The organism is Collinsella sp. CLA-ER-H6, assembly GCF_040092305.1.
GTDB lineage: Bacteria > Actinomycetota > Coriobacteriia > Coriobacteriales > Coriobacteriaceae > Collinsella.
The window spans coordinates 1-24,563 of sequence record NZ_JBBNLS010000005.1 but is presented as its reverse complement, the minus strand read 5'-3'; the positions used below and the strand labels follow the sequence as shown (position 1 = coordinate 24,563).

The 24,563-nt window shown below is 61.3% G+C and carries 19 protein-coding genes; 9 read left to right on the top strand and 10 right to left on the bottom strand.

What is annotated here, in order from left to right:
• Positions 1 to 2: 2 nt before the first annotated feature.
• The 5 genes from AAAX77_RS03060 to AAAX77_RS03040 form a co-directional block, all read right to left on the bottom strand.
• Positions 3 to 3,494 carry a DNA-directed RNA polymerase subunit beta gene (locus AAAX77_RS03060; protein WP_199408987.1) on the bottom strand — a complete coding sequence of 1,164 codons (3,492 nt, stop codon included), beginning with the start codon at positions 3,492 to 3,494 and terminating at the stop codon, positions 3 to 5.
• A 287-nt stretch (positions 3,495 to 3,781) separates the two neighbouring features.
• Positions 3,782 to 4,690, bottom strand: a complete 909-nt coding sequence (locus tag AAAX77_RS03055; RefSeq protein ID WP_118079369.1) for a UTP--glucose-1-phosphate uridylyltransferase — start codon at positions 4,688 to 4,690, stop codon at positions 3,782 to 3,784.
• Between the two features lie 313 nt (positions 4,691 to 5,003).
• Positions 5,004 to 5,381: a 50S ribosomal protein L7/L12 gene (gene rplL, locus AAAX77_RS03050; RefSeq protein WP_006235005.1), complete on the bottom strand. Its 378-nt coding sequence runs from the start codon at positions 5,379 to 5,381 to the stop codon at positions 5,004 to 5,006.
• A gap of 102 nt (positions 5,382 to 5,483) precedes the next feature.
• A complete protein-coding gene (rplJ, locus tag AAAX77_RS03045) occupies positions 5,484 to 6,005 on the bottom strand; it encodes a 50S ribosomal protein L10 (RefSeq protein ID WP_035137512.1) in 522 nt (173 codons plus the stop codon).
• A 505-nt stretch (positions 6,006 to 6,510) separates the two neighbouring features.
• A complete protein-coding gene (locus AAAX77_RS03040; protein ID WP_349104742.1) occupies positions 6,511 to 7,647 on the bottom strand; it encodes an aminotransferase class I/II-fold pyridoxal phosphate-dependent enzyme in 1,137 nt (378 codons plus the stop codon).
• Positions 7,648 to 7,740: 93 nt separating this feature from the next.
• On the opposite strand from AAAX77_RS03040, the gene AAAX77_RS03035 reads away from it, so the two are divergent.
• Positions 7,741 to 8,403: a hypothetical protein gene (locus AAAX77_RS03035; RefSeq protein ID WP_349104741.1), complete on the top strand. Its 663-nt coding sequence runs from the start codon at positions 7,741 to 7,743 to the stop codon at positions 8,401 to 8,403.
• 1 nt (position 8,404) lies between these two features.
• Here the strand turns inward: AAAX77_RS03035 and AAAX77_RS03030 are convergent, their stop codons facing one another.
• The 5 genes from AAAX77_RS03030 to AAAX77_RS03010 form a co-directional block, all read right to left on the bottom strand.
• Positions 8,405 to 8,968, bottom strand: coding sequence for a uracil-DNA glycosylase family protein (locus tag AAAX77_RS03030; RefSeq protein WP_349104740.1), 564 nt, complete (start codon positions 8,966 to 8,968; stop codon positions 8,405 to 8,407).
• Between the two features lie 3 nt (positions 8,969 to 8,971).
• Entirely contained in the window at positions 8,972 to 10,348 is a 1,377-nt protein-coding gene (locus AAAX77_RS03025) for an alpha-amylase family glycosyl hydrolase (RefSeq protein WP_349104739.1), read from the bottom strand.
• Between the two features lie 153 nt (positions 10,349 to 10,501).
• On the bottom strand, positions 10,502 to 11,698 hold the full coding sequence (locus AAAX77_RS03020; RefSeq protein ID WP_349104738.1) for an MFS transporter: 1,197 nt from the start codon (positions 11,696 to 11,698) through the stop codon (positions 10,502 to 10,504).
• 120 nt (positions 11,699 to 11,818) lie between these two features.
• Complete coding sequence (gene feoB / locus AAAX77_RS03015; RefSeq protein WP_349104737.1) at positions 11,819 to 14,179, bottom strand: ferrous iron transport protein B; 2,361 nt, start codon at positions 14,177 to 14,179, stop codon at positions 11,819 to 11,821.
• Positions 14,180 to 14,652: 473 nt separating this feature from the next.
• Positions 14,653 to 15,552: an alpha/beta hydrolase gene (locus AAAX77_RS03010; protein ID WP_349104735.1), complete on the bottom strand. Its 900-nt coding sequence runs from the start codon at positions 15,550 to 15,552 to the stop codon at positions 14,653 to 14,655.
• Positions 15,553 to 15,795: 243 nt separating this feature from the next.
• On the opposite strand from AAAX77_RS03010, the gene AAAX77_RS03005 reads away from it, so the two are divergent.
• From AAAX77_RS03005 to AAAX77_RS02970, 8 genes are all read left to right on the top strand, one after another.
• On the top strand, positions 15,796 to 16,359 hold the full coding sequence (locus AAAX77_RS03005; protein WP_226812400.1) for a PTS glucose transporter subunit IIA: 564 nt from the start codon (positions 15,796 to 15,798) through the stop codon (positions 16,357 to 16,359).
• A gap of 181 nt (positions 16,360 to 16,540) precedes the next feature.
• Complete coding sequence (gene asnS, locus AAAX77_RS03000; RefSeq protein ID WP_349104733.1) at positions 16,541 to 17,944, top strand: asparagine--tRNA ligase; 1,404 nt, start codon at positions 16,541 to 16,543, stop codon at positions 17,942 to 17,944.
• A 258-nt stretch (positions 17,945 to 18,202) separates the two neighbouring features.
• Entirely contained in the window at positions 18,203 to 18,988 is a 786-nt protein-coding gene (locus AAAX77_RS02995; protein ID WP_138339603.1) for a hypothetical protein, read from the top strand.
• A 160-nt stretch (positions 18,989 to 19,148) separates the two neighbouring features.
• Entirely contained in the window at positions 19,149 to 20,129 is a 981-nt protein-coding gene (locus AAAX77_RS02990) for an ABC transporter substrate-binding protein (protein ID WP_349104731.1), read from the top strand.
• 203 nt (positions 20,130 to 20,332) lie between these two features.
• Positions 20,333 to 21,256, top strand: coding sequence for an ABC transporter permease (locus tag AAAX77_RS02985; RefSeq protein ID WP_006234992.1), 924 nt, complete (start codon positions 20,333 to 20,335; stop codon positions 21,254 to 21,256).
• Entirely contained in the window at positions 21,249 to 22,043 is a 795-nt protein-coding gene (locus AAAX77_RS02980) for an ATP-binding cassette domain-containing protein (RefSeq protein WP_055250279.1), read from the top strand. Before AAAX77_RS02985 ends, AAAX77_RS02980 begins: the two co-directional genes overlap by 8 nt.
• Before the next feature lie 157 nt (positions 22,044 to 22,200).
• Complete coding sequence (locus tag AAAX77_RS02975; RefSeq protein WP_349104730.1) at positions 22,201 to 24,225, top strand: 5'-nucleotidase C-terminal domain-containing protein; 2,025 nt, start codon at positions 22,201 to 22,203, stop codon at positions 24,223 to 24,225.
• 164 nt (positions 24,226 to 24,389) lie between these two features.
• Positions 24,390 to 24,563: transposase (locus AAAX77_RS02970; protein ID WP_349104813.1), on the top strand; the 174-nt coding region annotated here is incomplete at its 3' end.

Genomic DNA, 24,563 nt, shown 5'->3' with positions numbered 1-24,563 from the left:
AACTACTCCTTATCAGTGGTCGTGGCGGCGACAGCCTCGGGTGCCTCGGCGGTCTCGGCATCCTCGGCCTCGACGTCGGCGTCAACGCCGGCGAGCGCAGCCAGGTCGTCGAGAGCGGAGGTCTCCTCGGCGGTCACAGGGGCGGAGGCGTCCTCGTCAGCATCGTGCATGGGCTCGATGTCCAGTGCGAGGGAGCGAATCTCCTTGACGAGAACCTTGAAGGACTCGGGGATACCCGGGACAGGAACGTTCTCGCCCTTGACGATGGACTCGTAGGTCTTGACGCGGCCCACGGTATCGTCGGACTTGACGGTCAGGATCTCCTGCAGGACGTTGGAAGCACCGTAAGCGTACAGTGCCCAAACTTCCATCTCGCCGAAGCGCTGGCCGCCGAACTGAGCCTTGCCGCCCAGCGGCTGCTGGGTTACCAGGCTGTAAGGGCCGGTCGAACGGGCGTGGATCTTGTCGTCGACCATGTGGCCGAGCTTGAGGATGTAGGACGTACCCACAGTAATGGGCTCGCGGAATTCCTCGCCGGTGCGGCCGTCGAACAGACGGGTCTTGCCGCGCTCGTCAAGCTGGGTGACGAACTCGGGGCGCATGTGATCGCCAAAGGCAGCGGTGGCCTTGTTGAGCATGTTCTTGTTGGCACGACGGATGACCTCGGCGATCTCGTCCTCCTTGGCGCCGTCGAAGACGGGCGTCGCGGTGAAGAACGGACCGGGGACGTACTTGTCGGAGTCGGCCTGCTCGGTATCCCAACCGCACGCAGCAGCCCAGCCAAGGTGGCACTCGAGCAGCTGACCGACGTTCATACGCGAAGGAACGCCCAGCGGGTTGAGGATAACGTCAATCGGGGTACCGTCAGCCATGTAGGGCATGTCCTCGACCGGCAGAACGTTACAAATAACACCCTTGTTGCCGTGGCGGCCGGCGATCTTATCGCCCTGCTGGATCTTACGACGCTGGGCGACGTAGACGCGCACCTGCTCGTTGACGCCGGGGGCCAGGTCGTCGCCGTTCTCGCGGCTAAAGCGGACGACGTCGATGACGCGGCCGTAAGCGCCGTGAGGCATTTTAAGGGAGGTATCGCGGACATCATGAGCCTTGGCACCGAAGATGGCGCGCAGCAGGCGCTCCTCGGCGGTCAGAGCGCTCTCGCCCTTAGGCGTGACCTTGCCGACCAGGATGTCGCCAGGGCCGACCTCGGCGCCGATGCGGATGATGCCGTCCTCGTCGAGGTTGGCAAGCATGTCCTCGGAGAGGTTCGGGATCTCGCGGGTGATCTCCTCGGGGCCGAGCTTGGTGTCGCGGGCGTCGATCTCGTGACGGGTGATGTTGATGGTCGTCAGCAGGTCCTCGGCCACCAGGCGCTCGGACACGACGATACCGTCCTCGTAGTTAAAGCCTTCCCACGGCATGTATGCCACGGTGAGGTTCTGGCCCAGTGCGAGCTCGCCGTGATCGGTCGAGGGACCGTCGGCCAGAGGCTCGCCCTGCTCAACGGTGTCACCGACGCGCACGAGCGGACGGTGGTTGATGCAGGTGGACTGGTTGGAGCGCTGGTACTTGGCCAGGTGATACTCGTCCATGCCGCCGGCATGCTTGACGATAATCTTGGCGGCGTCGGCAAAGATGACCTCGCCGGCGTTCTTGGCCAGGGTGACTTCGCCGGAGTCCAGAGCGGCGCGACGCTCCATGCCGGTACCGACATAGGGAGCGGCGGGGTGAACCAGCGGCACGGCCTGACGCTGCATGTTAGCGCCCATCAGCGTACGCTTGGCGTCGTCGTGCTCAAGGAACGGAATCAGCGTGGCTGCGACGGAGAGCATCTGACGCGGCGAGACGTCCATGTAGTCGACGTCCTCGACGGGCACGTCGGCGGGAGCGCCGAAGGAGCCGTCGAAGTCGCGGGTACGGGCGATCACGGTGTGCGGACGGACGATCTTGCCCTCGGCATCGGTCGTGATGAACTCGTTGGTCTTGGGATCGAGCGGCGTGTTGGCCGGCGCGATGACGTGCTTCTCTTCCTCGTCAGCGGTCATCCAGTCGATCTGATCGGTGGCAACGCCGTTCTCGACGCGGCGGAACGGAGCCTCGATGAAGCCGTACTCGTTGACGCGGGCGTAGAGGGCGAGCGAGCCGATCAGGCCGATGTTGGGGCCTTCGGGGGTCTCGATCGGGCACATGCGGCTGTAGTGCGAGTTGTGAACGTCGCGGACGGCCGTCGGCACGTTGGTGCGGCGGCTGGAGCCGGACTTGTGGCCGGCAAGACCGCCAGGACCGAGTGCGGACAGACGGCGCTTGTGGGTCAGACCGGTCAGGGGGTTCGCCTGGTCCATGAACTGCGAGAGCTGCGAGGAACCGAAGAACTCCTTGATGGAGGCCACGATCGGACGGATGTTGATGAGCGACTGCGGGGTGATCTCGTCGATGTCCTGGGAGCTCATGCGCTCACGGACGACACGCTCCATACGGCTCATGCCGATACGGAACTGGTTGGCGACGAGCTCGCCGACGGTGCGGATGCGGCGGTTGCCAAAGTGATCGATGTCGTCGACCTTGAAGCCCTGCTCGCCGGCAGCGAGGGACAGCAGGTAGCGCAGCGTCGCGACGATATCCTCGTCGGTGAGCACCGTGACCTCTTCCTCGGTGGTGAGGTTGAGCTTCTTGTTGACCTTGTAACGACCGACGCGGGCCAGATCGTAGCGCTGCGGGTTAAAGAGCAGGCCCTCGAGCAGGCTGCGGGAAGCATCCACGGTGGGAGGCTCGCCCGGGCGCAGGCGACGGTAGATCTCGATAAGGGCATCCTCGCGAGTGAGGGCGGTGTCGCGCTCCAGGGTGCGCTTGATCACATCGGAGTTGCCGAGCAGCTCGATGATGTCGTCGTTGGTGACGGCAATGCCAAGGGCGCGCAGGAACATCGTGGCGCTCTGCTTGCGCTTACGGTCGATGGAGACCATGAGCTGGTCGCGCTTGTCGACCTCAAACTCAAGCCAGGCACCGCGGGACGGGATGATCTGGGCCTTGTAGATCTGCTTGCCCGAATCCATCTCGGAGCTGTAGTACACACCCGGGGAACGGACGAGCTGCGAGACGACGATGCGCTCGGTACCGTTGATGATGAAGGTGCCCTGATCGGTCATCATGGGGAAGTCGCCCATAAAGACGAGTTGCTCCTTGATCTCGCCGGTCTCCTTGTTGGTGAGACGGACGTCGGTCAGAAGCGGGGCCTGATAGGTCATGTCCTTCTCGCGGCACTCCTCGACGGTGTGCGCGGGGTCGCCGAACTGATGCTCGCCGAAGGTAACCTCGAGAACATGGTTCTGGCTCTGGATGGGGCTGGATTCCTTGAACGCCTCACGAAGGCCCTCGTCCTTAAAACGCTCAAAGGATTCCCTTTGAACAGAGATAAGGTTGGGGAGCTCCATGGCCTCCGGGATTTTCCCGAAGCTGACGCGCTTGCGCTCAGTGGCAGTGTATGCGTAGGTCACCAGGTTTTTCCTCCTTCACGGAAATGCTCGGTGGGTTGGCGAGGCATAGCTTCGCCAGTTATCGCAACCTAATAGTTTATCAGGTACCGACCGTTGGGCAAGAAAAGCCTTGACGCGATTGAGTTTTTGGAGTAGCAAAGTTTTTCGACAGAAAACACGCAGGTAGATGTATGTGTATCGAACATCTGTTCATATATTTTCTGTGAACAGAGAGCCGGCAATCGCGGCTCTTATAAAAAACGGGCGCGAACCGAGGTCCGCGCCCATAAATGTCGATGCCCGTAGGCTTACTTGCGCATCAATCCGCCGCGCTCGTCGATGGCGTCCCAGAAGGCGCTTGCAAAGCGAGGGTCGCTTGCAGCCATGAGGGCGTTGGTGGCCATCCAGCCAGACGGGGTACCGGTGTCGTAGCCCGACAGCGGGTCGATGACGACTGCATACATGGCCTCACGGTCAAGCGAACGGGCCATGGCGTCGGTGAGCTGGATCTCGCCGCCCTTGCCGGCCTGCTGATCTGCCAGCAGGTCCATGACCAGCGGGCTCAGCAGGTAGCGACCGACGATGTACAGGTTGGACGGAGCCGCCTCGGGAGCGGGCTTCTCGACCAGACCGCCGATGCGCCAAACGGCACCGGGCTCGTCGTCGGCAGCATTCTCGAAGCCCTCGAGCGAGCCCACGCGATCGCCGGCGATGACGCCATAGCGGCTGACTTCCTCGGGAGCGCACGCGGCAACGGCGATAACCGAAGCGCCACCGTGCTCCTTGGAGACAGCAAGCATCTTGTCGCAGATGTCACGGTTGGGCACAACGTAGTCGCCCAGAAGAACCAGGAAGTTCTCCCCTGCCACGGCGTCGGCAGCAGAGCGAATGGCATGACCGAGACCCTTGGGCTCGTACTGATAACGGAAGTCGACCGGCATACCGCCCGCATGGGCGACGGCGTCCGCATAAGCATCCTTACCGCGCTCGCGCAGCAGGTTCTCGAGCGAACGATCGGGCTGGAAGTAGCTCAGCAGCTCGGGCTTACCGGGAGAGGTAACGATGATGGCGTCGTCGACCTCCTCGGGGTCGAGTGCCTCCTCGACGACATACTGAATGACCGGCTTGTCGAGCACCGGCAGCATCTCTTTGGGTGTGCACTTAGTGCCAGGCAGAAAACGCGTGCCAAGACCGGCGGCGGGGATGATTGCCTTCATGTTATTCAAGGATCCTTTCGCAGGCGTAGAATGCGCCCTATGCGTGCGGCACAGCGGCCGCAGACCAAATTGCGATACCGAAGTATCTTACCGCCGGAGACATACGTCGCCGTAAGGCAAACGCAATTCTTCAGCAGGTCAACGCAAATTATTGCTCGAATGGTGCAATTTTACGCCCCAGCGGTAACGGGATTGGCACGGCGAAGACAACGGTGCTCTGCGTGCCGAGCAATGGGAATGAGGAGCCAAAACAAAAAAGACGGGGCTCGCAATGCGAACCCCGTCTGCAAAGAAATCTGGCGAGAAAGCCTGATTACTTGAGGGTGACAGCAGCGCCAGCAGCCTCGAGCTTCTCCTTGGCAGCCTCGGCGTCCTCCTTCTTGGCACCCTCGAGAACAGCCTTGGGAGCGCCCTCGACGACCTCCTTGGCCTCCTTCAGGCCAAGGTTGGTGAGCTCACGGACGGCCTTGATGACCTGAATCTTGTTGTCGCCGAAGCCCTCGAGCACGACGTCAAACTCGGTCTTCTCCTCAGCCTCAGCAGCGCCAGCAGCGGGAGCGGCGACAACAGCGGCAGGAGCAGCGGCGGAAACGCCGAAGGTGTCCTCGATAGCCTTGACGAGCTCGGAAGCCTCGAGAAGGGTCATTTCCTTAAGAGCATCGATGATCTCATCGGTGGTAAGCTTAGCCATTTCTAAGTCCTTTCGGTTTCCGTGCGGATGCACGGAGATCAGTTAAAACACAGCGCGAATGCGCCAGGGGTGCGGCGTTGCCGCCGCGGGTGAAAACAGCAACTAGGCTGCCTTCTGCTCGGAGACCTGCTGAATCGAACGAGCGAGACCAGAGGAAACGCCGTTGACGCAGACAGCGATGTCGCGAGCGAAACCGGAGATGAGACCGGCGATCTGGCCGAGAAGCTGATCCTTGGTGGGCAGCTCGGCGATAGCCTTAACATCATCAGCGGAAACGGCCTTGCCGTCGGAGATACCGCCCTTGATCTCAAGGACGCCCTTGGACTGAGCGGAGAAGTCCTTAAGGGCCTTAGCGGCCTCGACCGGCTCGGTCTCGTAGAACACATAAGCGACGGGGCCGGCGAGGATCTCGTCGATCTCGGGCTGCTCCTGGTTCTTGAGAGCGATCTTGACCAGGTTGTTCTTGTAGACCTTCATCTCGGCGCCGCACTCGCGAAGCTGATGACGCAGCTCCTGAGCCTGCTTAACCGTCAGACCGTTGTAGTTGACGACGAACAGACCGGCGTTCTCGGCGATACGGGACTCGATCTCTGCAACCTTGTCGATTTTGTACTGCTGGGGCATGAATTACACCTCCTCGAATTCTTTCCAGGCACGGTCCGCCACAAGGACGTGACGGGGGCATGTCCAAAAAGAAAGCCCCCGCGCTGCATGAGCGACGGGGGCGAGAAGACATATCTACTCGACCACCTCGGCTGGCGGGAAGTCCCATTAAGCTCGCGGGTAAGACCCGTTTGCGCCGGCTGTCTCTGGCAGCGGATTCGTGCGTGAACCGAAAGTATTATGGCGGGGACCCCGGCGTCGGTCAACGGAAAACCGGGCTGTACACAATTCCACCATCCGGCACGCGCCGCCGAAGGCCAGGCGCAAGGTTTTCGCTCGGTCAAGTCCTGGCTCGCACGAAGAGCACATTAAGTGCTCTTCGGCTCGTGCGGAATCTACGAAAACCTTGCGCCTGGCCTTCGGCGGCGCGTGCCTGCGTTGACTTTGGGCAGCCCGGGTTTTCGTTGGCTGACGCCCCCACTCATAGTGCTTGGGTCGGTGGGCTGATGTGTTGCGTCCCGTTGGGCTACAAGGTTGAAATGAAGGTGGACAGGCGGTGGAGGCCTTCGTCCAGATCTTGGTCGGAAACGCAATAGCTGAGACGGACGTGGCCTTCGGTGCCGAAGCAGTCTCCGGGAACTAGGGCTACGTTTGCCTCTTTGATAGCTTTGATGCAGAAATCTTCGCTGGTTAGGCCGAACTTTTTGATGCTGGGGAAGGCATAGAAGGCGCCGGCTGGTTCCACTACGTCGAGGCCCATGGCGTTTAAGGCTTCGAGTACGCGCTCGCGGCGGGCTCGGTAGACTTTGAGCATGGGGGTTGGGTCGACGGTGAGGGCTCGGACTGCGGCGTCCATCTCGAAGGAGACGGCACTCGATACTAGGTATTGGTGGGCTTTTGCGATCTCGGCGATGACGGGGGTTGCCGCTGCGAGCCAGCCCAAGCGCCAGCCGGTCATGGCCCAGGGCTTGGAGAAGCTCTCGATGACTACCGTCTGCTCACGCAGTTCCGGGTGGCGCTGGGCAAAGCGCTCGTAGCCGTCCACGTAGACCAGGCGGTTGTATACGTCGTCGCAGATCACGTAGATGCCCGCCTGCTCTGCCACGTGTGCCACGGCGTCGAGCGATGCCGCGTTGAGGATACAGCCCGTAGGATTGTTGGGCGAGCAGATGACGATGGCCTTGGTCGCCGGCGTCACGCAAGCACAAAGCGCATCCTCGTCAATCTGAAATTGCGCAGGCTCCGTATCCAAAAAGACCGCCTTGGCGTGGTTGGCCACGACGATGCTTTCGTACAGGCCAAAGGCCGGCGTGGGGATGATGACCTCGTCGCCGGGGTTGAGCATAGCCATGAATGTTGCCGACAGGGCCTCGGTCGCGCCGTCGGTTAGGATGACCTCGTCGGCCGAAAACGTAAGGCCCGCGTCCCCCATGTAGGCAGATAACGCCTCACGCAGGACGGGGCGACCGTTGTTGGGCGGATAGTGCGTGTCACCGCGGTCCAGTGCGGCGGTCACCTCGGCGCTAATCACATCGGGCGTGGGAAAATCGGGCTCGCCGAGCGCGAGCGCGATGCACCCCGGATGCTGGGCGGCGAGCGCGTTAATCCGGCGGATACCGGAGGGCTTGAGCATGGCAAGCGAGGTATTCATGGGCAGACGCATGGCGTTCCTTTCGTAAGGGTTGCACTAGGATAGCGCGGCGGGGCGCCACCAGACGGTGTAACCTAAACGGAAACGAGCCGGAAAGGAGATGGCATGGAGACGACCGCGCGCGGCGACGTACCAAAAACACTGCACACCATTGCGTATATCAGTATTCCCAATAGCGCCGATCTTGATTTTTTGCTCTGGGACCTGCAGGATGCCATCGCCGCCTATGCTCAACTTTCCGGCACCGCACTCCCCCGCCCGGTCGACTTGAAGGCAAATGACGCCGGCAACGTTGCCGATGGCATCGTGCTGGCCATTGAAGATGTGGCTGACGATGAGACGTTGACAGCCATCGAGCAGGCGCTTGAGCGCTTTGGCGGTACAGGAACGCGCGTCTATGCCGCGATTCGAGCCGCACAAGAGGGCACTGAGCAGGCGCGTGGGACCGCCGTTCGCCTGCACAAGGCATGTGAGCGCCATGGCCAATTGTGGTGTGGCGGCGTTGCCATCTGCGCCGGCAGCGGCATTGCAGCGCTTCGTCGCTCTCCGCGCATGGGACTCTTGCGGCGGCCGTTTTCTGAGGCCATGGACAAGCTCGTGGGCGCTGTGCGCATGGGTTGCTCCGTCAAGCATGCACAGCGACTTGGCGGCGGCAATGCCGCCAACGTCAACGCCGACGGCATGGTTTGCGCCGAGCCAGCCGTGCCCGCGCCGATCTGGCGAGGCGTTCTGAAACGTCTGGGCGCCCACGCTCAAACAAAAATCTAAATTAAATAACAGCCCAGTCAACGGCTTCATGCCAACGCTCGACAAGACGCTCCAGACGCCAAGCGGCATTAGCAGGACTTGTCGAGGGCAGGACGACGGCGGGCAACCCCGTCCGATCTTGCAAGTAGCGTTTGTAGAGTCGCCCTGCCGTACCGCCGTTACAGACAACGACCTCGATCGGCGCGGCATCGGTAATGCGCTCGATATGTGCCGGCACAACGTTGCGAATGCTCGCGTCGCTCGAGCCCTTAATGTCGCAGCTCTCGGTTGCATCCCACAGGGCCACGCCGCCGTTCAGCAGCATGGCCCGCTTGGCGGCAATGGAGGCATCGAGCATCGCGGGCTCACCGCCTGCCAAAGGATCGCCCTCGTTGGGCGGAACAGGCACACCGAGGCACGCGGCCATCACGCGCCAAAAGCGATTCTGAGGGTTGCCGTAATAAAAGGCATTGGCGCGCGAAAGCACCGAGGGAAACGACCCCAGCACCAAAACGCGCGAGTGCTGGTCGAACACAGGCTCAAACCCATGCTCAATATGTTGATAGCCCTCGTCAGACGCTGCCATGGCCTAGGCCCTCAGCAGATAACGCACCTCGTAGGATGCAAGCTCAAGGGTGCCCGTCAGCTCGACCGTGGGCGCATCGTCGGCAAGCAGATCGACAAAGGAGCCGTTGAGTTCGCCGGTGCCAAAGGTGTAAGGCTCACCCACGGCATTCACCGCCACGAGTACCGTCGCGCCGTCACAGGCGCGCTCGAACAGCAGCTGCTTGTTCTGGATCACCACGTTGCGATAGGCACCGTAGTTGAGAGCACGGGCAGCCGCGTCGTCGGCCGAGCGAAGGTGTGCGAGTTGCGTGATGAACGCCGTCAGCTCGTTGGGCGCAGGCCCATCGAGCGCAGGGCGCAACGCCCAGTCGCCATCGGGGCCGCCCTTTTCGCCAGCAATTCCCCATTCGCTGCCATAGTAGACGCACGGGATGCCCGGCATGCCAAACAGCATCCCATAAGCGGGACGCAGGCAGGACTTGTCGGTCAGGATGCTCGCCAGGCGCGGCACATCGTGGTTGTCGACAAACGACAGCAGGTGCTTGCCGCGGTAGATGCACCACGGGTCGCCGCCAAACTGGCGATGCAGCGAATGGGCGATCTCGAACATGTTGACCGAGTTAAAGCTAGAGTACAGGCCCTTGTAGCACTCGTAGTTGGTGCAGGAGTCGAGCATCTCGTCGTTGACGATCTGGTTGTAGTCGCCGTGGAGCGTCTCGCCGATCAGCACAAAGTCGGGCTTGAGCTCACGGGTAAAGGCGTGCAGGCGGCGCATAAAGTCGCGGTCGAGCATATAGGCGACGTCCAGGCGCAGGCCGTCGACGCCAAAGACGTCGGCCCAACGGCGCACGGACTCGAGCAGGTAATCGACCACAGCGGGATTTTGCAGGTTGAGCTTCACAAGCTCAAAATGGCCTTCCCAGCCCTCGTACCAAAAGCCATCGCCATAGCAGGAATCGCCGTCAAAGCTAATGTGGAACCAGTCCTTGTACGGCGAGTCCCACTTGCGCTCCTGCACATCGCGGAAGGCCCAAAAACCGCGGCCGACGTGGTTGAAGACGGCATCGAGCACCACGCGGATGCCATGGGCATGCAGCGTGTCGCATACGGCGGCAAAGTCGGCGTCCCCACCCAGGCGACGGTCGATATGGCGCAGGCTGCGTGTATCGTAGCCGTGGCTATCAGATTCGAGCGGTGGGTTGATAAGCACAGCGCCAACGCCGAGTTCCTGCATGTAGTCGGCCCATTGGGCGACCTTCATGATAGGAGCATCGGGGTTGGGCGCGGCGTTGGCAGCCTGGGCGAGCTCATCCTCGGCAACGGGCGCGGCGTTTTCGCGCGGAGCCCCGCAAAAGCCCAGCGGATAGATCTGATAGAACGTCGTCTCGTATGCCCACATAACAGCCTCCCGGTAAGCTCAACACAACGACATCCATTGTATGCCCAGCTTGTATCCTCTCCCCCAAAATAAGTTGCGGTGGAATAGTTCCTGCTTGGACCTTCAGAGGCCTTAAACAGGAACTATTCCACCGCAACTGATGAGGAAACGTGATTAGGCGACGGGCTTTGCGCGGCGAATGGCCGGGAACATCACCGTGATGGCGAGGATGACGCCCACGGCGGCGATTGCGCCACCCGCGCAGCCAATCCAGGCGATACCGGGACCCGAAACCACGGCGCCGCCGATCGCGGTACCCGTGCCAATACCGAGGTTAAACAGGCCCGAGAAGATCGACATGGCGACGGCCGATGAATCTGCCGGCGTGTGCTTGATGAGCTCGGCCTGAAACGCCACGTTAAAGGCCGTGGCGCAGCAGCCCCACAGCGCACAGACGGCAAGCACTGCCACGAGCGACGATGCGGCCGGACCCATGAGCAGCAGGGCCGCCGGCACACCGGAGAGCGTAATAGCCAAGAACGGGAACCGGTGCCCATCGAACAGGCGGCCAAACAGCCAGCTTCCGAGCAGACCAGAGCAGCCAAACGCCGTCAGCGTCATGGTGATGGCGCCCGCGTCGACGTGAGCGACCTGCGCCAGGAAGGGCTCGATGTAGCTGTAGCTTGCGTAATAGCCGGTCGCCATGAAGACCGTGACTGCGTAGAGCGCGATGAGGAGCGGGTTCTTGAGCAGCTCGGGCAGCTGTTTGACGGTAAAGCGCTCACCCGCCGGCATGGCCGGGAACACCGCTGCCTGGTAGACGGCCGCGATGGCTGAGAGGCCCCCGACCACGGCAAACGTCATGCGCCAGCCCACGGCCAAGCCAATGGCGCGACCGAGAGGCAGGCCAAAGATCTGCGCGATGGACGAGCCCGTAGCGATCATGCTGATGGCGAGCGCGCCGTGGCGAGTGTCGACCAGGCGCGAGGCCATAATCGAGGCGACTGACCAGAACACGGCATGTGCGCAAGCGACCACCAGGCGCGCGCAGACCAGGATGGGATAGGTGGGCGCCACGGCGGACAGGAACTGGCCGAGCGAGAACACGGCAAGCACGCCCAGCAGCATCCGCTTGAACTCGAAGCGCGAGGCAAACACCATGAGCGGCAACGACAGCAGCATGACGCCCCAGGCATAGACCGAGATCATGATGCCAGCTTGGGCCTCGGTAAGCGAGAACGACGCGGCGATATCAGTCAAAAGGCCGATGGGCATAAACTCCGACGTGTTGAACACGAACGCACAGCAGGTGAGCCCGACGAGCGGGAGCCACTGCCTGAGCGTGATGCCGTCTTGCCTTGCCTGACTCATATATAACATCTCCAATCATTTTGAGCGGAGGCGATTATATAGCAACGGTCCCGCATCCGTCAGTAACGGACACGGGACCGAAACAATTCGATACACAGAGGTTGCGCCGTCAATAAATAACTAAGCCAACCCCAGCAATATGCCCGCCGAATGCACGACAAACGCCACGATCCAGGCGACCGTCACTTGAAACGCGAACACGGCAACGGCATAGCGCGCGCCCAACTCGCTCCTGACGGCGCCGATGGCCGCCACGCAGGGCGGGTACAGCAACGTAAAGACCAGGAACACGTAAGCGGTAAACGGCGAAAACATGGTCGACAGTGCCGCGGGCGAGGTCGCGCCCAAAAGCACGGTGAGGGTCGAGATGACACTCTCCTTGGCGATAAGTCCGGTGACGAGCGCCGTGGATGCGCGCCAATCGCCAAAGCCAAGCGGCGCCAGCGCCGGCGCGATAATGCTGCCGAGGCCCGCAAGCAGGCTTTGCGACTGATCGGCGACCACATTAAAGCGGATATCGAACGTCTGGAGGAACCAGATGACCACCGTAGCGGCAAAGATAATGGTAAAGGCCTTGGTAATAAAATCCTTGGCCTTATCCCATGCCAGCATCACCGTCGTCTTGACGCTCGGCAGGCGGTAGTTGGGGAGCTCCATGATAAACGGCACTGGGTCGCCCTTAAATGCCGTGCGGTTGAGCACCAAAGCCGCGATACAGCCAACCGCAATGCCGATCAGATAGAGCGAGACCATGGCGGGAACCGTTGCCTGTGGGAAAAACGCCCCGCACAGCAGACCGTAGACCGGCAACTTGGCCGAGCAGCTCATGAACGGCGTGAGCATGACCGTCATCTTGCGGTCGTGCTCGGATGGGAGTGTACGGGTCGACATGATAGCCGGCACGGTGCAGCCAAAACCGACGAGCATGGGCACAAAGCTGCGGCCCGACAGGCCAAAGCGACGTAGGACTTTGTCCATGACAAAGGCGACGCGCGCCATGTAGCCCGAGTCTTCCAGAATGGAGAGGAACAAAAAGAGCACGACGATAATCGGCAGGAAGGTCAGCACGCTGCCCACGCCCGTGAGTACACCGTCGACGGCTAGCGAACGCACCACGTCGTTGGTGCCGAACGCCTTGAGGCCCGCATCGGCCGAAGCGATGATGGCAGCGATGCCGTCCTCCATGAGCCCTTGCAACGCCGCGCCGATCACGCCAAACGTCAGCCAAAAAACGAGTCCCATGATCACCAGAAACGCCGGAATGGCCGTGTAGCGACCCGTCAGGATGCGGTCGATCTTGACGGAGCGCACGTGCTCGCGGCTCTCGTGTGGCTTGACGACGCAGCGCCCACACACGTCGCCGATAAAGCTAAAGCGCATATCGGCCAGCGCAGATAGGCGGTCGGTGCCCGCCTCGCCCTCCATCTGGGTAATGATGTGCTCGATAGCGTCGAGCTCGTTGCGATCCAGGTGAAGCGCCTCGGTCACCAGCTCGTCGCCCTCAACCAGCTTGGTCGCCGCAAAACGCACGGGAATGTGTGCCGTCGCGGCATGGTCCTCGATAAGGTTGGCGATGCCGTGAATGCAGCGATGCAGCGCGCCGCCGTCTGGGCCATCGGGCGCGCAGAAGTCCAGGCGGCCGGGGCGCTCGCGGAACCGCGCCACGTGCAAGGCATGGTCCACCAGCTCGCCGATACCCTCGTTGCGCGCGGCGCTAATGGGAACGACCGGCACGCCCAGCAGACTCTCGAGCAGGTTGACGTCAATGGCACCGCCGTTGGTCGTCACCTCGTCCATCATGTTGAGCGCGATGACCATGGGGCGATCAAGCTCCATAAGCTGCAGCGTTAGGTACAGATTGCGCTCGATGTTGGTAGCGTCGATGATGTCGATGATGGCGTCGGGATGCTCATCCAGGATAAACTGGCGGCTCACGATCTCTTCACCCGTGTACGGCGACAACGAATAAATGCCGGGCAGGTCGGTAACACTCGCCTCGGGATGGTTGCGGATGGTGCCATCTTTGCGGTCGACCGTCACGCCGGGAAAGTTACCAACGTGCTGGTTGGAGCCCGTCAGCTGGTTGAACAGCGTGGTCTTACCGCAGTTTTGGTTGCCAGCGAGGGCAAAATGAAGCGGTGCGCCCTCGGGCACGGCCGTTTTTGCCGCACGGGGAGAATACGTCCCCTCGCCGAGTGCCGGGTGCTCCGTCGTGCCGATTGCGGCGTTAGCGCGCGGACCCGTATCGGTGTCGTGGACATCTACGAGCTCAATGCGAGCGGCATCGTCCTTGCGCAGCGTCAACTCGTAGCCGCGTAGGCGAATCTCGAGTGGGTCGCCCATGGGGGCATACTTCATCATGGTGACTTCGGTGCCCGGTGTTAGGCCCATGTCCAAAATATGTTGTCGGAGTGCCTGGTCGTCCGATGCCACCGATGCGACAACGGCGTCCTTTCCAATCTCGAGTGTATCGAGTCTCACGTCCGCGTTCCTCCCCCGGCGCCCACAGGGCGTTGCATTTATGTTCACCAAGGCTAACCGTTTGCCATGGCTAACCAATTTTAACCATGCATGATAGCGCGAACATGCAACGATGTTCAATCAGCAAATTGGCGCAATGGGGACAGGCAGGAGAGTTCAGGGCCATAGTTTCCCGATGAGGCCTCTCGGGGAAACTACATCCCAGAATTCCGGCTCGAAACGGGATATGGTTTCCCAAACAGGCCTCTTACGGAAAATGCATCCCGGAATCCCCGCTCGAAACGGGACGCGCTTTCCCAGTCGAGGCCCTATGGGAAACTGCGTCCCACCTTGAAAGGCAAAACTGGGACGCAGTTTCCGGGCGGGGCATCAAAAACGAAATTGCGGTGAAATAGTTCCTGGATGGACTGGTTGATGCCCCAGATAGGAACTATTTCACCGCAAGTTATTGAAGGGCTGGGATGCCGGGACTCTTACAGATGGCGCTCCAGGAAGCGGAAGGCTAGGCGAATCCAGGGACGGACTGCCACCTGCTTGTCCTCGTTGTCGACCGCGGTGTTGGCGTTGCCGAGCGAAAGGCCGTGACCGCCCTGGTCGAAGACGTGCATCTCGCATGCAACGCCCTCCTCGGCCATGCGCTGCGCAAACGGGTAGACCTGCGCGATCGGCGCCGTCTTGTCGTCGGACACGCCCCACACAAAGGTCGGTGGCATCTGACGCGAAACATGCGTGGTGGGGCAGATATCGGCCAAATGCTCGTCAGTTGCCTCGCCGCCCGTCACCATCGACAGGTAGTCGTTGAGCAAATCGCGCCCCGTCTTGCCGCCCGTCTTGGGCACGCGCAAGTCAATGCGCGGATCGCGCGTCTGCATGTCGCGCACATAGGCAAAGTCGAGCAATGGATAGCCCAGCACCACGGCATCGGGACGAATGTCGTCCGGACGCGCCCCTGCCAGGCCCGCGAAGGGACCAGTCTTCCATTGCGTTGCCAGCGAGGCACAGATCATGCCGCCCGCCGAGAATCCCACGACGCACACGCGCTTAGGATCGACATGCCACTCGTCGGCGTTGGCGCGCACCGTGGCGACCATCTTGGCAAGATCTGCCTGGGGGTGCGGAAAGCTCACGTCACCCGTAGAACTCGTGACATAGTTGAGCACAAAGGCCTGGTAGCCGCGATCCAAAAATGCAAACGCCACCGGGTCCTGCTCGTGCGGAGCGATATGCGTAAACCCGCCTCCGCCGCAGATGATCACCGCGGGGCGGCGGCCATTCGGTTTATCGGGCAGCGGCTCGGCACCCAAATACGTAAACGTCGCCGGATAATCCTCGGTCGGCTCCTCGCCCCACAGCGCATGGTTCTCGACAATCATATGTGCTCCCTTCGCGCAAATTATGCGCCCTTGTTTTTCGCCTTCAAGCGTACCCCACTTGAACCCGTGGAGCAGAAACACACCGGCAATAAGTTTCCCTTCAACTGATATATCACATAATCCCAGTTCAGAGGTATCGTTGAGCAGCGTAGAATAGGGGCGTTGACCAAGCCGCGAAACACATGTGAAACGTTTCCGGCAAACCAAACGCGCGATATGCGCCTATTTAAGTTGGAGGCAACTATGGGTCTGCTCGATTCGCTTAAGTCCACCTTCACCTCGGCCGGCGAGGCGTCCGTTCCGCCCGCAGCAAGCTTCGCTACCCGCGAAGGCGTCATCTATGCCCCCGTCAACGGCGTGCTCGTCAACCTGGACGAGGTTCCCGACGAGACGATCGCCTCGGGCATGCTTGGCCAGGGCTATGGCATCGAGCCCATTACCGGCACCATCTATGCGCCCGCCAACGGCCGCATCGGTGCCACCACTGTCACCAACCACTCCATCGGCATGATCACCGAGGACGGCCTGCGCGTGTTCATCCATGTTGGCCTGGGCACCGTGGAAATGAACGGCAAGGGTTTTGCCCGCTTTGTCGAGATGGGCGATGTGGTCAAGGCAGGCCAGCCGCTCATCAGCTTCGACCGCGAGGCCATTAAGGCCGCTGGTCACGAGGACATCGTGACCGTCATCGTCTCCGAGCTCGATCGTCTTAAGAGCATCGACCATGTCGGCGAGTCTGGAACGCTTATCGGCGGCAACCCGCTCGTCAAGCTTGGCGACCCGCTGCTGGTTGCCAAGACCAAGTAGCCAGGCCCCACGCCACACAGCCAAAAGGCACCTCGTCAAGCGCCCGCGACCATTTGGCCGCGGGCGCTTTTCGTTTGAAAAACCATCCCGCCAATGCTTTATCTGTATAGCTCAAATGAGCCGAGCTGCTAGAATATCGAACTGTATGGATAACTATCATTCAACCGTTATGGGAGGATACGTGAACCGCACCAAAATCGCGCAGCTCTATGCCGATGCCGAGTCGCTCGGTGGCCAGACCGTCACCGTTGCCGGCTGGGTCAAGTCTGTCCGCGACATGAAGAACTTTGGCTTCGTCACACTCAACGACGGCAGCTGCTTCCGCGACCTGCAGGTCGTCATGAACCGCGAGGCGCTCGACAACTACGACGAGATCGCCCACCAAAACGTCTCTGCCGCCCTCATCTGCACCGGCACCGTCAAGCTGACCCCCGATGCGCCCCAGCCCTTCGAACTTTCTGCCACCTCCATCGAGGTCGAGGGCGTCAGCGCCCCGGGTTACCCGCTGCAGAAGAAGCGCGCAACCGTCGAGTTCCTGCGCACCCAGCAGCACCTGCGCCCGCGCACCAACCTGTTCCGCGCTGTGTTCCGCATCCGCTCTGTCGCGGCTGCCGCTATCCACCGCTTCTTCCAGGAGCAGGGCTTTGTCTACGTCAACACCCCCATCATCACCACGAGTGACTGCGAGGGCGCCGGCGAGATGTTCCGCGTGACCACGCTCGACCCCAAAAATCCGCCCCTCACCGAGTCCGGCGAGGTCGACTGGAGCCAGGACTTCTTTGGCAAGCATGCGAGCCTCACTGTGTCCGGCCAGCTCAATGCCGAGAACTTTGCCATGGCCTTTGGCGACGTGTACACCTTTGGCCCCACCTTCCGCGCCGAAAACTCCAACACCACGCGCCACGCCGCCGAGTTTTGGATGATTGAGCCCGAGATGGCCTTCGCCGACCTCAACGACTACATGGACAACGCCGAGGCCATGCTCAAGTACGTTCTTAAGGACGTTATGGCCACCTGCCCCGACGAGCTCAATATGCTCAACAAGTTTGTGGACAAGGGTCTGATCGAGCGCCTGGACCATGTCGCCAACTCCGACTTTGCCCGCGTCACCTACACCGAGGCCGTCGAGATCCTGGAGCAGGCCGTCGCCGCCGGCCACAAGTTCGACTACCCCGTCAGCTGGGGCATCGATCTGCAGACCGAGCACGAGCGCTTCCTGACCGAGGAGCACTTTAAGCGCCCGACCTTCGTAACCGACTACCCGGCCGAAATCAAGGCGTTCTATATGCGCATGAACGAGGACGGCAAGACCGTCGCCGCCGCCGACTGCCTGGTTCCCGGTATCGGCGAGATTATCGGCGGCTCCCAGCGCGAAGAGCGCCTGGATCTGCTCGAGGCCCGCATCAAGGACCTGGGCATGAATCCCGAGCAGTACAAGTACTACCTTGACCTGCGCCGCTACGGTTCCTGCAAGCACGCCGGCTACGGCCTGGGCTTCGAGCGCTTGGTCATGTATCTGACCGGCGTGGGCAACATCCGCGACGTCCTGCCGCACCCGCGCACCGTGGGCAACGCCGACTTCTAATTGTCGAACGCTAGCTCGCGTCGCCACACGCCAACGCTCATCGCACAAGCGTCTCTCGACATCGGTCGAGAGACGCTTTTTTCAACAGCATCCGTCAAGCTTTTGGCAAGTTTTTGGTCAGTTGAGCAGGGCTGTTGATAACTCGACCCGCCGTTTGCCGACGACTACCGACCGCCCAGAGCGCCCTGCGCCCCTGGGAAAGCCCCGCGTCCTAGGCTCCATACCGTCGCCACCCAAAACGGAAAGGACGTGGGCACGATGACCGAAGCCGCTGTTGAAACCTACGACACCACGACGAGAGGCGCCGCCTCGATGGCAGCCTATCGCGCCGTTCGCATCCTGCAACTATTAAGCGAAAACACTGGCGAGGACAAGGCCATGCTTTCCGATGAGTTGATCCGGCGCCTCGCCCATCCCGACGACCCCGCCCGCATGCCCATCTCGGCGGCGCGGCGCAGCATCTACACCGCCATCTCCGCGCTTCGCCATGCCGGATACGAAATTGAGTACAAACGCGGCGTGGGCTACAAACTTCTTACCCGTCCGCTCACCGATGAAGAGATCATCCGGCTCCACGGTATGGTCATGCGCAACCGCTCCACGCCTATCGCTATCCGCAAGAGCATGGCGCAGCACTTAGTTGCCATGGCGAGTGCCGACGTTCGCGGCTACCTCGATACACCCGAACCCGTTCCAAGCGCAGGCAGCAAGGCTACCAAGGCAACACGCACGCCCATCAAGCGCATCGACACGTGCGAGCTCGTCGAGCAGGCCATCGACCACGGAACCACGGTGAGTTTTGATATTTCGAGCGTCACGACGCGTGGCGAAACCGAAGCAGCACGGATGACACTCCGTCCCTTTGCCATCAGGCAGCGCGATGGCATCTCGTATCTACTGGGAACGGTCTACGACGCCCGAGGCGCCGATGACACGTTGCGTACCGTAGAGATTGGCCGAATGAGAAACGTCACCACACGTCTCCTCGACGGCAAGAAGCTCTTCGCCGCCCTAGACGAGGACGACGCCTCCTCCGCCGCATAAGACCCTCCGCCGCCCATTCGACTACCCGTACCGCCCATCCGATTCTGTATTAAAAAACCCGCCAGGCTGTTGTAAAAATGGACATCAGCGCTACTATAGTTCCACTTGCACTTTGTCCCAGTGCAGTGTTTCCAGCCATTTTTATACTGGGGGTAATGATATGAAGGACATCACCATCAGCCGCAGGAGCCTTCTGGTCTCCGCCGGCCTGCTCGCGCTCGCCCCGCTCGCCGGATGCGGCGGCAACTCTGGCTCCGGCTCTGCTGCCGCCGGTTCCGACTACACCATCGGCGTTCTGCAGCTCACCGAGCACTCCGCACTCGATGCCGCCAACGACGGCTTTGTCAAGGCCATCAAAGAGAGCGGCCTTAAGGTCAAGATCGACCAGAAGAATGCCCAGAACGACCAGTCCACGTGTAAGTCCATTGCCGACAAGTTTGTGGGCGACAACGTCAACCTGATTTATGCCATCGCCACGCCCGCCGCGCAGGCTGCCGCCGGCGCCACGGCCGATATCCCCATCGTGGGCTGCGCCATCACCGACTACGCCGCCTCCGGCCTGGTCCAGGACAACGACAAGCCCGGCACCAACGTCACGGGCGCTTCCGACCTCACCCCGGTCGCCGAGCAGCTCGAGATGACGCAGAAGGTCCTGCCCGACGTTAAAAAGGTCGGCCTGCTCTACTGCACCGCCGAGTCCAACTCCGACGTCCAGATCAAGGCCGCCAAGAAAGAGCTCGACAAGCTGGGCCTGGAGTACACCGATTTCACCGTCTCGAGCTCCAACGAGATTCAGTCCGTCGTCGAGTCTGCCGTGGGCAAGGTCGATGCGCTGTACTCCCCCACCGACAACACCATCGCCGCGGGCGCCTCGCAGGTCGGCCAGATCTGCAAGGAGAACAAGCTCCCCTTCGTGACCGGCGAGGAGGGCATGTGCATGGCCGGCGGCCTGTTCACCCTCTCCATCAACTATGAGGATCTGGGCTACGCCGCGGGCGAGATGGCCGTTAAGATCCTGAAGGGCGAGGCCAAGCCCGAAGACATGCCGATCAAGCACCTCTCGAGCAAGGACCTGGTCGTCGTCAAGAACGACGAAATGGCCGAGGCCCTGGGCATCGACCTTTCCGCCCTGGACGCGTAATGCCATACGCGGCATGCGTCTAGAGCCCGTGCTCGCGCTTTAGCCGCGTTATTCAATATCTGAGCCACAGGGGCGGGCGCTGTAGACCGGCGTCCGCCCTGCTTGTTTCAGGTAAAACAAAACGTCTGTCCGTAGCTCTTCTATGCATTGTTACCGCTATTATGGTGAATCACGTGTCCACCCTATCCTAGGAGGTATGAAGCATGCTCATTGCATTGCAGGGCGCCGTTTCGCAGGGCGTCCTCTGGGGCATTATGGTGCTTGGCGTGTTTATCACGTTCCGCCTGCTCGACATTCCCGATATGACCTGCGACGGCAGCTTTGCCCTCGGCGGCTGCGTCTGCGCTGTGCTCATCGTCAATAACAACGTCGACCCGCTGCTCGCCGTGCTGGCCGGCATGTGCGCCGGCGCCATCGCGGGCGCCGTCACGGGCATTCTGACCACCGTCTTCGAGATTCCCGCGATCCTCGCCGGAATCCTCACCCAGATCAGCCTGTGGTCCATCAACCTGCGCATCATGGGCAAGTCCAATACGCCCATTCTTGCCAAAGGCACCGTGTTCTCGGCCGTCAGCAATATGACCGGTCTGCCGCAGTCCACCGTTGCCATCATCTTGGGCATCCTGCTCGCCGTGGCTATCGTTGCCATCCTGTATTGGTTCTTTGGCACCGAGATCGGCTCGGCGCTGCGAGCCACCGGCAACAACGAGTACATGATCCGCGCTCTGGGCGTCAACACCAACTCCACCAAGATGATCGCCCTCGTGCTCTCCAACGCCCTCATCGGCCTTTCGGGCGCGCTCATCTGCCAGAGCCAAAAGTATGCCGACATTGGTATGGGCACCGGTGCCATCGTTATCGGTCTTGCCGCCATTGTTATCGGCGAGGTGCTCGGCCGTCTGCTTCCCGGCGGCCTCACGCAGTTTAGCGTCCGTCTTGCCTCCGCCGTCTTTGGCTCCGTGGTGTACTTCCTTATCCGCGCCATCGTGCTGCAGTTGGGCATGGACGCCAACGACATGAAGCTGCTCTCCGCCGTGATTGTCGCTGTGGCCCTGTGCGTGCCCGTGGTTTGGGAGCGCTATAAGCTCCGCAGCTCCTACACGAAGGGGGATGAGGCAGATGCTTAAGCTCTCGCACGTCAAGAAGACCTTTAACAAGGGCACCGTCACCGAGAAGCGCGCGCTCACCGGCGTCGACCTCACCCTGAATGACGGCGACTTTGTAACCGTGATCGGCGGCAATGGCGCCGGCAAGTCCACGCTGCTCAACATGATCGCCGGCGTGTACCCGCTCGATTCGGGCGTTATCGAGCTCGACGGCACCGACATCTCGCGCCTGAGCGAGTCGCAGCGCGCCAAGTACCTGGGCCGCGTGTTTCAGGATCCCATGCGCGGTACCGCTGCCGACATGCAGATCGCCGAGAACCTGGCCCTCGCCAAGCGCCGTGGCCAGCGTCGCGGCCTTTCGTGGGGCGTCACCAAGGCCGAGAAGGACGAGTACGTTGAGCTGCTCAAGCGCCTGGACCTTGGTCTTGACACGCGTCTCAACGCCAAGGTCGGCCTGCTCTCGGGCGGCCAGCGCCAGGCACTCACCCTGCTGATGGCCACGCTCACCAGGCCGCGCCTGCTGCTGCTCGACGAGCACACGGCGGCCCTCGACCCCAAGACGGCCTCTAAGGTGCTCAACCTGACCGAGGAGATCGTCGACGAGAACCACCTGACCACGCTCATGGTCACGCACAACATGAACGACGCCATCCGTCTGGGCAACCGTCTGATCATGATGCACGAAGGCCACGTGATCTACGACGTGGCGGGCGATGAGAAGAAGTCGCTCACCGTAGCCGACCTGCTGCAGAAATTCGAGGAGGTCTCGGGTGGCGAGCTCGCCAACGACCGCATGCTGCTAAGCTAAACCTACTAAAAAGGGACAGGTTTATTTTGGCAGGTTTTATCTGCGCAAACGTCAAAACCGCCGCTAAGGGACAGGCGCCCTTGCGGCGGTTTTCGCATATTATGTCGATAATCCGATATTCAACCAGACATTCTGGCTAAGGACTAAGGAAACTGCCATGAAAAGACTCCCCCGCCTTGCGTTAGCCACCGCGTTGTTTGCCGGCGCGCTCGCAGGCATCCCAAGCCTCGCTTTCGCGGGGAACCTGCCCGCCGCTATTGACGGCTCCGTGGCCGTCATGCACACCAACGACATCCACGGCAGCTACAAGTACAGCTACAACGCAAGCAAGGGCACCGGCACTGTGGGCTTTGATGGGCTGGCGGTTCTCTATAGCGCCCAAAACAGCGCCCCCGATCTTTTGCTCGATGCGGGCGACACCTTCCACGGGCAGTCCTTCGCCACCATGAGCGAGGGCAAGAGCATCGCCGAGCTCATGGACACCTTCTATGTAGACGGCTACGACGCGACCACGCCGGGCAACCACGACTGGAGCTACGGCGCGGACAAGCTCCGCACCATGACCGGCTACAGCACCACCGGCACGCCCTTCGCCATGCTCTGCGCGAACGCGAAGTCTACGAGCGGCGTATGGAGCTCGAGCATCACGAAAACGCTCGATCGCACCTGGGAGGATAGCGAGGATCACTCCACATTCGACTACAAAATCAAGGTCGGCGTCGTGGGTGCCATGGATGAGTCGCTGGGATCCTCGCTGCGCGCGGACCTGGTCGCGGGCACGTCGTTCTCGAGTGCCACGAACGCCATCAATACCGAGGCAGAGCAGCTGCGCAAGGAGGGCTGCAACGTTGTCGTCTGTATCGCGCATACGCTCAACGCCAAGACCTTTGCCACACGGCTCCGTGGCATCGATGCCCTTATCGCAGGCCACGAGCACATCAACCTTAACGAGAAGGTGACGGGAGCCGACGGCAAGACGATCCACGTTGTCGAGGCAGGCAGCGCCTTTGCCGAGGTGGGGCTGCTTTCCATTCCGTACAAGTACGACACCAATGGCACCGAGACGACCGACGATGACACGGTCACGGTCCCTGCAGACGGCAGCGACGAGAAGCTCTACACCGCCAAGAACGTCAACGACCTTTTGGCAGACCCCGACAAGGGCTCCGACTACCAAAGCTGCCTTGAAGCCGTCCGCAACAAGATCAAGCCGCTCGACGAGGACTTTGAAAACGAATCGAACAAGGTGCTCGGCACATCCACCACCAACTATTTCTACGGCGAGGACGCCGCAGGCACGCATGGTTGGGAAATGGTGCGCACCACCGATTTCCGTCCCAGCAAGGAGGGCGACACCACCAAGGCCCAGACCATCGGCCACGTGATTTGCAGCTCCTATCTTGACCTGACGGGCGCGGACCTCGCTATCGAAAACGCTGGCGGCATCCGCGGCGGCATCGCGGCGGGCAACGTGGCCGCCGGCAACGTCATCGCCATCTCGCCCTACGGCAACACCGTGGAGACCTGGGCCATGACCGGCGCGGACTTCCTCGCAGCGCTCGAGCACTCGCTACAAATCAGCGACGATTGCAACGACAGCTACGAGCTTCAGCAGGCTTATGTGGCGGCCGGTCACACCGAGCAGGAGGCGCAAGACAAGTACAAGTGGCGCGATGACTCTGGCAGCGTTCTCTCCTTTGGCGGCATCAACGTGACGATTGATTGGACACAGCCCGAGGGCAAGCGCATTGTGAGTGCCACACTCACCAAAGACGGCAGCACGCTCGACCCCGCCAAGACCTATACCGTCGCCACCAACAACTACATCATCACCAACACGACCGACTTTCCCACCTTTGCACACGCCACCAAGTACACCGAGTGGGGCACGTGCGAGGCGGCGCTGAGGGCGCTGATCGGGCAGAACAGCTGGGAGAGCAAGATGGCCTCGCTCGCGGGCACCATCGGCTTCGGCTCCGCTGCCGTGGACCCCACGCCCACACCGGCCCCGACGCCTAAGCCCTCGCCTAAGACGGACACGACGACCACGAAGGTCATCACCAAGAAGACGACCGGTAAGCTTGCCGCAACGGGAGACCGCACGCTGGCAGTAGTTGGCGCGTGCCTTATCGGCGGCATCATCGTCATCATCCTCGGCATTATCTGGAAGCGTCGACGCTAAGCTACACCGCCGGGCCTTGCAGCCCCGCCGCGTAAACCTTATATCGAGCACAGAAGCCCGTCCGAATTTGAACTGCGCCCCAAATCTTGGACGCCCTAAATAGCGACTAGGCTGGAGTGGGTATGATGAATTGGACACCTAGTTAAGAGCGAAAGGTGTTCAAGATGACCCAAAGAAGAAAGCGATACGACAGGCAGTTCAAGGTCTCGGAGGCAAAGGTGGTCCTGTCCGGGGAAATGACGGTCAAAGGCCTATCGGAGGAACTCGGCATAAAGGATTCGACGCTGAGAAGGTGGGCCCGCGAATACGAGGAGATGGGAGACGGCGCGTTCCCCGGA

What these genes read in the sequence shown, in the direction of transcription:
- rplL (WP_006235005.1), bottom strand. Translation starts at nt 5,381, where the DNA reads ATGGCTAAGCTTACCACCGATGAGATCATCGATGCTCTTAAGGAAATG.
- AAAX77_RS03025 (WP_349104739.1), bottom strand. Translation starts at nt 10,348, where the DNA reads ATGTGGGCATACGAGACGACGTTCTATCAGATCTATCCGCTGGGCTTT.
- AAAX77_RS03020 (WP_349104738.1), bottom strand. Translation starts at nt 11,698, where the DNA reads ATGAGTCAGGCAAGGCAAGACGGCATCACGCTCAGGCAGTGGCTCCCG.
- AAAX77_RS03055 (WP_118079369.1), bottom strand. Translation starts at nt 4,690, where the DNA reads ATGAAGGCAATCATCCCCGCCGCCGGTCTTGGCACGCGTTTTCTGCCT.
- AAAX77_RS03040 (WP_349104742.1), bottom strand. Translation starts at nt 7,647, where the DNA reads ATGCGTCTGCCCATGAATACCTCGCTTGCCATGCTCAAGCCCTCCGGT.
- AAAX77_RS02995 (WP_138339603.1), top strand. Translation starts at nt 18,203, where the DNA reads ATGACCGAAGCCGCTGTTGAAACCTACGACACCACGACGAGAGGCGCC.
- AAAX77_RS02985 (WP_006234992.1), top strand. Translation starts at nt 20,333, where the DNA reads ATGCTCATTGCATTGCAGGGCGCCGTTTCGCAGGGCGTCCTCTGGGGC.
- AAAX77_RS03035 (WP_349104741.1), top strand. Translation starts at nt 7,741, where the DNA reads ATGGAGACGACCGCGCGCGGCGACGTACCAAAAACACTGCACACCATT.
- AAAX77_RS02990 (WP_349104731.1), top strand. Translation starts at nt 19,149, where the DNA reads ATGAAGGACATCACCATCAGCCGCAGGAGCCTTCTGGTCTCCGCCGGC.
- AAAX77_RS03030 (WP_349104740.1), bottom strand. Translation starts at nt 8,968, where the DNA reads ATGGCAGCGTCTGACGAGGGCTATCAACATATTGAGCATGGGTTTGAG.
- AAAX77_RS03005 (WP_226812400.1), top strand. Translation starts at nt 15,796, where the DNA reads ATGGGTCTGCTCGATTCGCTTAAGTCCACCTTCACCTCGGCCGGCGAG.
- AAAX77_RS03010 (WP_349104735.1), bottom strand. Translation starts at nt 15,552, where the DNA reads ATGATTGTCGAGAACCATGCGCTGTGGGGCGAGGAGCCGACCGAGGAT.
- AAAX77_RS02980 (WP_055250279.1), top strand. Translation starts at nt 21,249, where the DNA reads ATGCTTAAGCTCTCGCACGTCAAGAAGACCTTTAACAAGGGCACCGTC.
- rplJ (WP_035137512.1), bottom strand. Translation starts at nt 6,005, where the DNA reads ATGCCCCAGCAGTACAAAATCGACAAGGTTGCAGAGATCGAGTCCCGT.
- AAAX77_RS02975 (WP_349104730.1), top strand. Translation starts at nt 22,201, where the DNA reads ATGAAAAGACTCCCCCGCCTTGCGTTAGCCACCGCGTTGTTTGCCGGC.